Here is a 12,498-nt window from a genome sequence, read left to right on the forward strand (position 1 = left end):
AGTTACTCCGAGGCGTTACCCGCGGTGTCGCCGGAGGCCGATGACTTGTCGGCAGATCCACCGCTCCGGCGGCGGCGACGACGTCGGGGGCGGTCTCCACCCTCGGAGGTCGTTGCAGGCGATCCGGTGTCCGGAGCGGTCGAAGCCGCTGCGGTGTCCGCGCCGGCTGCCGTGGTCGACGCGGCGTCACCGGTGGCGGCCGCATCGCCGCCTCCGGAGCGGGTGCGCCGACGCTGACGTGATGCCGGTGATGTCGACCTGCGTTGGCCGGCGAGTTCGCGTTTCTCTCCGCCGCCCGAACGCCCGCCGCCCGAGCGCGAATCGCGGTCCTTGCGGTCGTCGCGCACCACGGCCGGGCCCTGACCGATCCGACCGGTGGCAGACTCCGATATGCCCATCTCTTCACGCAGATGCGGTGAGCTGGAATAGGTTTCGACCGGCTCGTCCTTGGCGAGGTCGAGCGCCTTGCTGATCATCTCCCAGCGATGCAGCTCGTCCCAGTCGACCAGGGTGACGGCGATGCCGGTGCGGCCCGCGCGACCCGTGCGGCCGATGCGGTGGACGTAGGTCTTCTCGTCATCGGGGCACTGATAGTTGATGACGTGCGTGACGTCGTCGATGTCGATGCCGCGCGCGGCGACGTCGGTGGCGACGAGCACGTTGATGCGCCCCTCACGGAACGCGGTGAGCGCCTTCTCGCGAGCGACCTGCCCGAGGTCACCGTGGACGGCGCCGACTGCGAAGCCGCGTTCGGCGAGGTCGTCGGCGACCTTCTGTGCGGTGCGCTTGGTGCGGGTGAAAATCATTGTCGCGCCGCGACCTTCGGCCTGCAGGATGCGTGCGACCAGCTCGGCCTTGTCCAGCGCGTGGGCCCGGTAGACGTACTGGGTGGTGCGCTCGTGGATTGCCGAATCGTTGGCGTGCTCGGCCCGGATGTGGGTCGGTTTCGTCAGGAAGGTGCGCGCCAGCGTCACGATCGGCCCGGGCATCGTCGCCGAGAAGAGCATGGTCTGACGGGCATCGGGGAGCGAACTCATGAGGCGCTCGATGTCGGGCAGGAAGCCCAGGTCCAACATCTCGTCGGCCTCGTCGAGAACGAGCACCTGGACCTTGCCCAGGATCAGGTGGCCCTGACGGGCGAGGTCGAGGAGACGACCGGGGGTGCCGACGACGACGTCGATACCGATCTTGAGCTCGCTGATCTGATGTTCGAAGGGCCTGCCGCCGAAGATCGACAGCAGCCGGATGGGCCGGTTCTGGCCATCCGCGGTGTCGACGTGGAGGCCCTTGGCCGCGATCTCGAGGTCATCGGTCACCTGGATGCAGAGTTCGCGGGTGGGCACGATGATCAGTGCTCGCGGGGTGCCGTCCAGTTTCCAGATGCCGCGCTCGCCGGGTTCGGCCGTCGCCTGCGACACCCGCTGCAACAGCGGTACGCCGAAACCGAGGGTCTTGCCCATTCCGGTGCGGGCCTGACCGATCAGGTCGTCGCCTGCCATCGCCAGCGGCAGGGTCAGTTCCTGGATGGCGAAGGTGTTGGTGATGCCGTCGGCGGTGAGGGCGTCGACGATCTCCTGCCGGACGCCGAGCTCGGCGAACGTGGGGGAGACGTGGTCTGCCTCCACGATGACGTGCTCTTCTTCGACGATGTCGTCCAAGGCGGTGTTTTTGGCTTCTTGTTCGATGTTCAGTTGATTGCCTTTCGCAATGTGCTCCCGCGCGCACTGCAAAGATCAACCGTCAGATCAGCTCACTGGCCGCGGTGCAAAGGCGGACTCGGGCAACCTGCATCTGGTCAAATCGGGCCCAACAGATATCGGACCGCCATCGGTGCGCGCACAAATTCCTGCGAGCCGGCTCATGCGCACGGCTCACCCCTGGCAGTGTACGTGGCCCCCGACCAGGTGGTGACATCGCATCGTGTAACACTCCCGATTGCAGGGCCCGGGACGTCGTCCGCAGTGCCCGTTTCCGACGTGCTGACTACACTTGCTCTCATGTCGTCTGGTTCACAAACGCAGCCGCCAGTGTCCGAAGTCGCGGCCGGATCGTCAGCCTCCCATCCTGGTATTACCGAACTGTTCGGGGTACTGGCCTGCGGCGAACTGGCCGCGTTCTACCGCTTGGCGTCGGAGGCGACGATGGCGCCCGACATGCGTGGCCGGGTCGAGATGGCGAGCATGGCCGCCGCCGAGATGAGTCACTTCGAGATCCTGCAGGAGGCGCTGGCCGCTCGTGGCGTCGACGTCTACGAGTCGATTGCCGCGTACACGCCGGTGCTCGAGAAGTACCACTCCTCGACGGTGCCGAGCAGTTGGCACGAATCGCTGGTCAAGGCCTACGTCGGCGACGGTCTGGCTGCGGACTTCTACATGGAGATCGCGGGCACTCTGCCGAAGGACGCCGAGGCCGTGGTGCGCACCGTGATGGCCGAGACCGGACACTCGGAGTTCGCAGTGGCAGCCATCCGGGAAGCGGTCGCGGCCGACCCGGCGCTCTCCTCGCCCCTGACGTTGTGGGGCCGCCGGCTGCTCGGTGAGGCCATCACCCAGACCCAGTACGTGCTGGCCGGGCAGGAGGCACTCACCGAGCTGTTGTTCTCCGTCGAGGCCGACCTCAACCAGATCGTGGACTTCTTCGGCTCGATCCAGGATCGGCATGCACAGCGCATGGCGGATATGGGGTTGGGCTGACTGTCCGCCTGAAGGCCTGTGGGGCTAGATTCAGGCCAGCAGGATTGCAACAGCAGAGTTAGACCCGAGAGTTCGAATGTATATCTGTGGAGGATTTTGTGGCCGTTGATGTGAAGATCGGGATCACCGACAGCTCTCGCGAAGTGGTTGTACACACCGAGAAGAGCAGCGATGAAGCGCACGCCGCGGTCGAGGCGGCACTGGCAGGCAACGAGCAGCTGCTGCGTCTGGAAGACGACAAGGGTTCTCGCTACCTGATCCCCGTCACCAAGATCGCCTACGTCGAGGTCGGTGTCTCCGACGCCCGGAAAGTGGGCTTCGGCGCGATCTGAGATCGCGTGAGTTGATCCCTCAGGAGAAGCCGTTCGACTGTTGCATGGGCACTCGGGACAATCCGCCCCAGAGCATTGTGACCGTGATGTCGACGGCTTCTTCTTTGGTCACCGGGCGCTTGGCGTCGAGCCAGTGCCTGGCGTTGACCTGACTGAGGCCCACCAGTCCTGCCGCGAGCATCCGCGAGCGATGTGGGTCGAGTCCCGAGTCGTGCATGACAAGTCCGTACACGGCGTCGACACATGCTTCCGTTGCCCCTTCGACCCTGCGGATCGCCGCGGGGTCCAGTGCGTCCGACCGGAAGATCAGCCGGTATCCCTGGCTGTCCTCGTCGATGAAATCGAAGAAGGCCTGCACCGCCGCGCGAACGCGATGACGGTTGTCGGTGGAGCTGAGCAGGGCGCCGGTGACTCGGTTGACCATCGATTCCGCGTGGGAGTCGAGTACGGCGAGATAAAGATCTAATTTGCTGGGAAAGTGCTGGTAGAGGACAGGTTTGCTGACGCCCGCGTGTACCGCGATCTCGTCCATACCCGCCGAGTGATAGCCCCGTTCGACAAAGATCTCGCTGGCCGCGTCGAGGAGCTGTAACCGCCGGGCACTGCGTGGCATGCGCACGCTGCGCCGGGGCCCACCTGTCGTGGGTGCGTTCACACCTGTGCCCGCGGCGGCCGATTTGTCCATGGCCCGAGCGTATATCTGCTGCCGATATCCGCCACCGGTGGTTGTGCCTGCCGGGTAACGGCCGGTCCTTGTGAGAAGGTTTACGGGTGACTGGTGCTGGAGGTTCGGGGCCCACGGGCACGCGGCGCGCACCCCGTGACGCGCCGGCTGACCCAGGCCCGCAGCAGGGTGATCCGCCGCGTCGTCGGCGTGCCCGTACCGACACCGCTGCTGGTGGCCGAGACCATGCCGAACAAGCTCGTCGAAGCGCCGAGCGAGCTCAGCGCGCCGCTCGCCGCGAGGCCGAGGCGGACGCTCGGCTCGCGAATCAGCGGACCGACGTCCACCAGCCGACATCGGGGCGGCCTGCCCCGGACCAGCCTCTGCGCGCTCGGTGGGACCCGACGGAAGACCCCGGACGCCAGCGCGCCGACCGCGACAAAGACCGCAAGAAGCAGAGCGCGATCGGGCGGTTCGTCAGCACCTACGGGTGGCGGGCGTACGCGATTCCGGTGCTGGTGGTCCTGACTGTGGTGATGATCGTGGTCACCGTGCAGTCCCATCAGGATGGCGCCTCCAGTGGAGCGGCAGACTCCGATCCGGATGCGGTCCGCAACACCGACGTCAACAACGTCTCCACCGCCATCGGCGCCCCGCCGGCGCAGGTCCAGGCCGAGCAGCTGCCAGCCGGTGCCCTGCCGAACGGCGGGCCCTTCACCGCGAAGGGTGCCGAGGGCTATCACGTCGTCCCCGGGTCGACCCCGCGGATCGGAACCGGTGGCCAGGAGTTCACGTACACGGTCGAGGTCGAGAACGGGGTGGCGTCGGGCGACTTCGGCGGCGACCCGACCTACGCGAAGTTCGTCGACACCACCCTCGCCAACCCGAAGAGCTGGATCGGGGACGGGAAGTTCTCGTTCCGCCGCATCGACAGCGGTGAACCGGACTTTCGCGTCACCCTGACCTCCCCGGACACCACCCGGGAACTGTGCGGGTACGAGATCCAACTCGAGTCGTCCTGCTACTACCCACCCGAGTCGCGGGTGACCCTGAACGAGGCCCGCTGGGTCCGCGGCGCGTCGTCGTACCAGGGCGACGACCTCGGCTACCGGCAGTACCTGATCAACCACGAGGTCGGGCACGCGATCGGATTCGTCAATCACGAGCCGTGCAAGGTGAACGGGGCCCTGGCACCGATCATGATGCAGCAGACCTTCGGAACGGCCAACAGTGAGATCATGGCGCTCGATCCGGATATGAAGGCCAACCGCAGCTACGTCTGCACGCCGAATCCATGGCCGTTCCCGGATCGGTGATCCCACCCGCCCGACTGTTGTGCGACGCGTTGCACCTGGCGGAATCTTGGCGGGCGCATACTCGTTGCAGGTAGTAGATGAGACGACCGGATCGACGGTCGTCCGCTGATCGCGCGAGACCGTGAGGAGACCGCCCGTGTCCACATTGCCCCCGTTGGTCGAGCCGGCCGGAGAACTCACCCGCGATGAGGTGGCCCGCTACAGCAGGCACCTGATCATCCCGGATATCGGGGTAGACGGTCAGAAGCGCCTCAAGAACGCGAGAGTTCTCGTCATCGGAGCGGGCGGGCTGGGATCCCCGACCCTGCTCTATCTCGCGGCGGCAGGCGTCGGGACCATTGGCATCGTGGAGTTCGACGAGGTCGACGAATCGAACCTGCAGCGTCAGGTGATCCACGGGCAGTCCGACGTGGGCCGGCCGAAGGCCGACTCCGCCCGTGACTCCATCGTGGAGATCAACCCGCTGGTCACAGTCAACACCCACAAGTTCCGCCTCGACAACGACATCGCCATCGAACTCTTCGAGCAGTACGACCTGATCGTCGACGGCACGGACAACTTCGCCACCCGATACCTGGTGAACGACGCGGCAGTACTCGCCGGCAAGCCGTACGTCTGGGGCTCGATCTACCGGTTCGAGGGGCAGGCGTCGGTGTTCTGGGAGGACGCCCCGGATGGCCTCGGATTGAACTACCGCGACCTGTACCCCGAAGCGCCGCCGCCCGGGATGGTGCCGTCGTGCGCCGAGGGTGGCGTTCTCGGAATCCTCTGCGCCTCAATAGGTTCGATCATGGGCACCGAGGCGATCAAACTGATCACGGGAATCGGCGAGACCCTACTCGGGCGACTGATGGTGTACGACGCACTCGACATGCGTTATCGGACGATCAATCTCCGCAAGGATCCGCAGGCGCCCAAGATCACGGAACTGATCGACTACGACGCCTTCTGCGGTGTCGTCTCGGACGACGGTGTGTCCGCGGCCGCAGACTCGACGCTGACAGCCGTCGAACTGAAGGAACGCCTCGACTCCGGGGAGCGCATCGCTCTCATCGACGTGCGCGAGCCCGTGGAGTGGGAGATCGTCAAGATCGACGGCGCGACCCTCATCCCGAAGGGCGACATCGAGTCAGGGGAAGGGCTGGCGAGACTGCCGCATGACCGCCCCGCCGTGCTCTATTGCAAGACGGGCATCCGGTCGGCGGAGGCGCTGGCCGCGGTCAAGAAGGCCGGTTTCTCCGATGCCACCCATCTGCAGGGCGGCATCACCGCGTGGGCGAAGCAGGTCGATTCGACCCTGCCCGTCTACTGATCCGACTCTTGCCGAGTGCGCGACGATTCGAGGCGGGAACACTCGTAGCGCCTGCGGGGCTCCGGCGCCTCGCGCCGGTAACCTCGACAGCGTGACCTCTGACTTGATCTCTGTCGAGCCGCCGGAGCATGTGCTGCAGACCTTCGGACTGACACAGAATCCCGTGGTGGCTCTCGGCGACGGTTGGGAAGGCGGCTGGCGGATCGGCGAGACCGTGTTGTCGTTGGTACCCGATCATGCGCGTGCGGCCTGGTCGGCAAAGGTCCGCGAGGCCCTCTACGTCGACGGCGTCCGGATCGCTCGGCCGGTGCGATCCTCCGACGGGCGTTACGTGGTGTCGGGATGGCGCGCTGACACCTACATCGCCGGTACCCCTGAACCTCGCTACGACGAGGTGGTATCGCTGGCGGATCGCCTGCACGAGGTCACCGCAGATCTGGAACGTCCGCGATTCCTGATGCAGCCACCAGCGCCGCCCTACACCGACGTCGATGTGTTCACCGCGTCCGATCGGGCCGCCTGGGACGACGTCCCGATGCGATCGGCCCGAGCCGCCGGGATGGGCGATCCGACGTCGCCGGACGGCGTCACCAGCCTGGAGATCCTGCACAACCTGGCCACGCTGCGGAAAAAGGTCGAGTCACCGTCGCAGTTGGTGCATGGTGACCTGTTCGGCACTGTCCTGTTCGCCGGTGCGGCGGCGCCCGGGATCACGGACATCACGCCGTACTGGCGACCGGCGTCCTGGGCCGCGGCAGTGGTCGTCGTCGATGCGCTCGCGTGGGGTGGAGCAGACGACGCCCTCATCGAACGGTGGGGCGATCTGCCCGAGTGGCCGCAGATGATGTTGCGGGCCGTGATGTTCAGGCTGGCCGTGCACGCGTTACATCCGAGATCCACCGCAGGGGCCCTACCGGGCCTCAAGCGAGTCTCCGACATGGTCCGGTTCCTGGTCTAACACCTTCTGATCTGCAGTGATGCCGGCATTCTCCGGCGTCTGTCCGACGTTTTCGGGCTCTCATCTCACCTCTGCCGCCAGGGAGGTGTGAGAACACTGTGATTGTTCGGTCACTGATTGCAAAATTGCGGCAACACCGGTTTCCTACCGTTCTCCTCAAGTCAACCCGGCCCGTGCGCCGGACCTACGAGGAGGACTCCTGTGACCGTTTCGGGCACAAAACGAAAGCACTACATCACTGATTGGGACCCAGAAGATGTCGAGGCGTGGGACAACGGCAACGCCGCGATCGCCAAGCGCAACCTCGTCTGGTCCATCATCTGCGAGCACGTCGGCTTCTCGATCTGGTCCATGTTCTCCGCGCTGGCGCTGCTCATGGGTCCCGAATACGGCATCAGCCTCGACCAGAAGTTCGTGATCGGCGCGACCGCGACCTTCGTCGGTTCCTGCTTGCGAATCCCGTACACCCAGGCCACCGCGATCTTCGGCGGACGCAACTGGGCCATCTTCTCCGCGGTCGTCCTGATGATCCCCACCGGGCTGACCCTGATGCTGATGATGAACCCCGGTGAGTTCGGGTTCGGCTGGTTCCTCTTCGTCGCTGCGCTGACCGGTTTCGGTGGTGGCAACTTCGCCTCGTCGATGACCAACATCAACGCCTTCTACCCGCAGCGCCTCAAGGGCTGGGCGCTCGGTCTCAATGCAGGTGGCGGCAACATCGGTGTCCCCGCAATCCAGCTGGTCGGTCTCTTCGTGATCTGGATCGCCTCCGACCAACCCGAGATCCTCTGTGCCATCTACCTGGTGTTGCTCGCGATCGCCGGTGTCGGTGCGGCCATCTACATGGACAACCTGGACCACCAGACCTCCAGCGGCCGGGCGATGCTCGACACGCTGAAGTACAAGGACACCTGGTTGATCTCGCTGCTGTATGTCGGCACCTTCGGCTCGTTCATCGGCTTCGGGTTCGCGTTCAGCCAGGTGCTGAACATTTCGTTCACCGCCAACGGCGCCACCAAACCTGCCCTCGCCGCAGCCCAGATCGCTTGGATCGGACCCCTTCTGGGCTCGATCTCCCGCCCGTACGGCGGCAAACTCGCCGACAAGATCGGCGGCGGCAAGATCACCATGTATTGCTTCGCGTCGATGATCGCGGCGTCGTCGATCCTTGTGGTGGCCAGCGCGATGTCCGACGCCAACGACAAGAAGATCACCGGCGGCACCTTGACGGCGTTCGTGGTCGGATTCGTGTTGCTGTTTATCATCTCCGGTATCGCGAACGGTTCGGTGTACAAGATCATCCCGGCGATCTGGGAGCACAAGGCGAAAATCAATCCGGGGCTCAACACGATCGGCAAGGCCAACTGGTCTCGCTCGATGTCCGGTGCTCTCATCGGCATTGCCGGCGCGTTCGGTGGCCTCGGCGGGGTGGCCATCAACCTGGTGCTGCGGGACAGCTACAAGTCCAATCAGTCTGCGACGCAGGCCTTCGCGATCTTCATGGCCTTTTACGTGGTCGCCGCGCTGGTGACCTGGTGGTTCTACGTGCGGCGCTCCATCGAAACACCCGCAAACAGTGCCGCGCCTTCCGAAGCCCCGACCGCCGATCCTGCCAACCCGGCGCCCGTCATCCCGTGACCGCGGAGGCGTTGTCGGCCCCCGCCGTCGCGGCGGCCCCGGTGGGGACGAAGACCCATTGCCCGTACTGCGGTCTGCAGTGCGCGATGAGCATCAGCGGCAAAGGCGCCGCTGACGCCGAGGTGACCCCGCGGCAGTTCCCGACCAACAAGGGCGGGTTGTGCCAAAAAGGCTGGACCGCAGCCGATGTACTGCGCAACCCCAACCGGCTGACAACGCCCCTGGTACGCCGCGACGGCGTCTTGACCCCGACCACCTGGGACGACGCATTCGATGTGGTCGCGTCGGGATTTGCCAGAGCGCGTCGGGAGCACGGCGCCGACGCTGTCGGAATCTTCGGCGGCGGCGGGCTGACCAACGAAAAGGCCTACCAGCTGGGCAAGTTCGCACGAGTGGCCCTGGGCACGTCGAACATCGACTACAACGGACGGTTCTGTATGAGTTCCGCGGCTGCCGCCGGGATCAAGTCGTTCGGACTCGATCGCGGCCTGCCGTTTCCGCTCGCCGACATCGGGTCCGCGCGGGCCATCGTCATCCTCGGCGGCAACGTCGCGGAGACGATGCCACCCATGGTCAGTCACCTGATGACCGCCGCACGGGCCGGTGGGCTGGTGGTGGCGGATCCGCGGCGAACCGCCACCGTCGAACGCGCGGTCGCCGACGGCGGGGTGCACCTGCAGCTGGCCCCGGGCACGGATCTGCCGCTGGCACTGGGAATGGCTCACATCGCTGTGACCGAGGGCTACGCCGACCTCGACTACATCGCCGACCGCACGTCCGGATTCGACGACTTCTGGCGTCTTGCCGGCCAGTGGTGGCCCGAGCGGGCCGAGCGGGTCACCGGGGTGCCGGTCGCCGCGATGCGCCGGACCGTGGCATTGCTCGCCGCGGCCCGGGACAACGGAACCGGTGCCTACGTGCTCACGGCTCGTGGCGCAGAACAGCATTCGACGGGAACCGACACGGTCAGCGCGGTCATCGGGCTGTCGTTGCTGCTCGGGCTGTGTGGCCGTAAGGGCAGTGGCTACGGCTGCATCACCGGCCAGGGCAATGGGCAGGGCGGCCGCGAGCACGGGCAGAAGGCCGACCAGCTTCCGGGTTACCGCAAGATCGCCGATCCGGCCGCGCGGGCGCATGTCGCGAAGGTGTGGGGTATCGACCCCGACGATCTGCCCGGACCCGGGCAGAGCGCGTACGAATTGCTCGAATCGCTCGGCCAACCGGGCGGCCCCAAGATGCTGATGGTGCACGGCGCCAACCTGGCCGTGTCAGCGCCACGCGCCGGGCACGTCGTCGATCGGCTGGCGTCGCTGGACATGTTGGTGGTCAACGACTTCCTGCTCTCGGAGACCGCTGCCATGGCCGACGTCGTGCTACCCGTACTGCAATGGGCCGAGGAAGAGGGCACCATGACCTCCCTCGAAGGTCGCGTGCTGCGCAGGCGGCAGGCGGTGCCGGTCGCCGATGGGGCCCGCAGCGAGCTCGAGGTGCTCTCGGAACTGGCCATCCGGCTCGGGCAGCCCGCAGAGCGTTTCCCGACCGATCCCCGTGAGGTCTTCGACGAGCTCCGCAGGGCCTCGGCGGGCGGACCTGCCGATTACACCGGTGTCACCTACGACCGGCTCGACAACGACGAGGCGATCCACTGGCCGTGCCCCGAGGTCGGGCACCCCGGAACCCCGCGGATGTTTCTGCAGCGCTTCGCAACCGACGACGGCCGGGCGAAGTTCATCGCCGTCGACCACCACGGTCCCACCGAGCCGGTCGACGCCGAATTCCCGCTGGTGTGCACCACGGGCCGGGTGCTCACGCATTATCAGTCCGGTGCGCAGACCAGGCACGTCAAGGCCCTCGCGGACGCGGCGGGACCGATGTTCGTCGAGGTGAACACCGATACTGCGGAGCGGCTCGGGATCGCTGACGGCGCACAGGTTGTGCTGACCTCGCGACGCGGATCGGCAACAGCCGCGGCCCGCTGCGTCGACTCGCTGCGACCCGACACAGTCTTCCTCCCGTTCCACTATGCCGGGGATCAGCGCGCCAATCTGCTGACCAATCCGGCACTCGACCCCACCAGCAGGATGCCTGAGTTCAAGGCCTGCGCAGTACGACTGGAGGTCTTATGAGCAAGCGCGTTGTGATCATCGGGAACGGGATGGCCGGGGCCCGTCTGCAAGAAGAACTGCACCGGCTCGACCCCACCGGCGCCCAGGTGACCAGTGTCGTCATCGGTGACGAGCCGAACGCCGCGTACAACCGCATCCTGATGTCGAATGTGGTCGCCGGCCGCATCCGCGCTGCCGACACCATGATTCGCGCGGCCGGCTGGTACTCCGAGCGCAACCTGCAGACCCACACCGGGGTGCGGGTCACCTCGATCGACCGAGACGCGCAGAACGTGCGCTGTGACGACGGCACCGTGCATCAGTACGACAACCTCGTCTTCGCCACCGGCAGCCGCGCTTTCATCCCACCGATCGCCGGCGCGACGACAGACACCGGCACCCCGATCCCTGGCGTCATCGCCTTCCGCAACCTCGCCGACTGCGAGGCCATCGTCTCGGCGCTGCAAGAGAACACCCGGGTCGTCGTAGTGGGCGGCGGCCTGCTCGGTCTCGAGGCCGCTCGCGGTGCACTGCTGCGCGGCGCCCAGGTGACGGTGGTCCATCCGCGCGCGTATCCGATGGAGAAGCAGATGGATGCCGCCGGTGGCGCGGTGCTCTCTCGGGTGCTGCGTGAGATCGGGATGGACGTGGTGCTCGGAACACGGGTGACCGCGGTACGCGATGCCCCCGGCACCGGCCGTGAAGTGGTCCTCGCCGACGGCTCGACGCTGGGAGCGGATCTGGTGATCGTCACCGCCGGCATCGCACCCAACATCGAGCTCGCTGCGGAAGCAGGCATCGCCACCGAACGCGGCATCCTCGTCGACGATCATCTGCGGACGAGCGATCGAGCCGTCTTCGCGATCGGTGAATGCGCCCAGCATCGCGATATCGTCTACGGCCTGGTGCAACCCGGGTGGGAGATGGCCGAGACCGTGGCACAGAACCTGCTCGCCTCCGAACCGACCGGATACGACGGCACGCAGCAGATCCTGCGACTCAAAGCCCACGACATCGATCTGGCCTCGATGGGCGAGGTCGACACCGATCCGGGCGATCTCGAGGCAGAGGTGCTCACCCTCTCCGATCCGCATCGAGGCCGTTACGCCAAAGTCGTCGTGCGTAAGGAGCGCCTGGTAGGCGCGGTGCTGCTCGGTAACCCGGAGGTGGTCGGGACGATCACCCAGTTGTTCGATTCGGGTGCGCCGGTGCCCACCGATCGAATGCGTCTGCTGCTCGGTCATCTGACCGGTGGCGCAACCGAATCGGCGAGCCCGGCGCAGATGCCCGGCGAGGCCATCATCTGCCGCTGTAACACGGTGTCCAAGAAGAACCTCACCGACGCCTGGCGTAAAGGGGCGCGGAACCCGCTCGCGATGGCAGAGGCAACACGTGCCACGACCGGTTGTGGCAGTTGTGAATCGGTGGTCGAAGGACTGTGCGAATGGCTCGCGACCGCAGATGCCTGAACTAATTCAAG

Annotated in this window: 10 protein-coding genes; 8 read left to right on the top strand and 2 right to left on the bottom strand. The window is 66.1% G+C overall.

Annotation, left to right across the window (positions count from 1 at the left end):
* Positions 1 to 2: 2 nt before the first annotated feature.
* The gene (locus tag BFL43_RS25650; protein ID WP_240498498.1) at positions 3 to 1,649 is read right to left on the bottom strand and encodes a DEAD/DEAH box helicase; all 1,647 of its coding nucleotides are present in this window, start codon (positions 1,647 to 1,649) and stop codon (positions 3 to 5) included.
* A gap of 348 nt (positions 1,650 to 1,997) precedes the next feature.
* Here BFL43_RS25650 and BFL43_RS25655 point away from each other — a divergent pair, with 348 nt between their 5' ends.
* Positions 1,998 to 2,693 carry a ferritin-like fold-containing protein gene (locus BFL43_RS25655; protein ID WP_084896019.1) on the top strand — a complete coding sequence of 232 codons (696 nt, stop codon included), beginning with the start codon at positions 1,998 to 2,000 and terminating at the stop codon, positions 2,691 to 2,693.
* Between the two features lie 98 nt (positions 2,694 to 2,791).
* Positions 2,792 to 3,025: a DUF3107 domain-containing protein gene (locus tag BFL43_RS25660; RefSeq protein WP_084834953.1), complete on the top strand. Its 234-nt coding sequence runs from the start codon at positions 2,792 to 2,794 to the stop codon at positions 3,023 to 3,025.
* A 19-nt stretch (positions 3,026 to 3,044) separates the two neighbouring features.
* Here BFL43_RS25660 and BFL43_RS25665 read toward each other — a convergent pair whose 3' ends face one another.
* Positions 3,045 to 3,710, bottom strand: coding sequence for a TetR/AcrR family transcriptional regulator (locus tag BFL43_RS25665; RefSeq protein ID WP_084834927.1), 666 nt, complete (start codon positions 3,708 to 3,710; stop codon positions 3,045 to 3,047).
* An 86-nt stretch (positions 3,711 to 3,796) separates the two neighbouring features.
* Here BFL43_RS25665 and BFL43_RS25670 point away from each other — a divergent pair, with 86 nt between their 5' ends.
* The 6 genes from BFL43_RS25670 (at position 3,797) to BFL43_RS25695 (ending at position 12,487) form a co-directional block, all read left to right on the top strand.
* Positions 3,797 to 5,005, top strand: a complete 1,209-nt coding sequence (locus tag BFL43_RS25670) for a DUF3152 domain-containing protein (protein WP_084896021.1) — start codon at positions 3,797 to 3,799, stop codon at positions 5,003 to 5,005.
* A 136-nt stretch (positions 5,006 to 5,141) separates the two neighbouring features.
* Positions 5,142 to 6,317, top strand: a complete 1,176-nt coding sequence (moeZ, locus tag BFL43_RS25675; RefSeq protein ID WP_084896022.1) for an adenylyltransferase/sulfurtransferase MoeZ — start codon at positions 5,142 to 5,144, stop codon at positions 6,315 to 6,317.
* A gap of 103 nt (positions 6,318 to 6,420) precedes the next feature.
* A complete protein-coding gene (locus tag BFL43_RS25680) occupies positions 6,421 to 7,275 on the top strand; it encodes a TIGR02569 family protein (RefSeq protein ID WP_084896188.1) in 855 nt (284 codons plus the stop codon).
* 201 nt (positions 7,276 to 7,476) lie between these two features.
* On the top strand, positions 7,477 to 8,913 hold the full coding sequence (locus tag BFL43_RS25685) for a nitrate/nitrite transporter (RefSeq protein WP_084896024.1): 1,437 nt from the start codon (positions 7,477 to 7,479) through the stop codon (positions 8,911 to 8,913).
* Positions 8,910 to 11,039: a molybdopterin oxidoreductase family protein gene (locus BFL43_RS25690; RefSeq protein WP_206186748.1), complete on the top strand. Its 2,130-nt coding sequence runs from the start codon at positions 8,910 to 8,912 to the stop codon at positions 11,037 to 11,039. The genes BFL43_RS25685 and BFL43_RS25690 overlap by 4 nt, the downstream gene beginning before the upstream one ends.
* The gene (locus BFL43_RS25695) at positions 11,036 to 12,487 is read left to right on the top strand and encodes an FAD-dependent oxidoreductase (RefSeq protein WP_084896026.1); all 1,452 of its coding nucleotides are present in this window, start codon (positions 11,036 to 11,038) and stop codon (positions 12,485 to 12,487) included. Before BFL43_RS25690 ends, BFL43_RS25695 begins: the two co-directional genes overlap by 4 nt.
* The last annotated feature ends 11 nt before the right edge of the window (positions 12,488 to 12,498 follow it).

The sequence above is a fragment of the Williamsia sp. 1135 genome (genome assembly GCF_002095395.1).
Taxonomy (GTDB): domain Bacteria; phylum Actinomycetota; class Actinomycetes; order Mycobacteriales; family Mycobacteriaceae; genus Williamsia.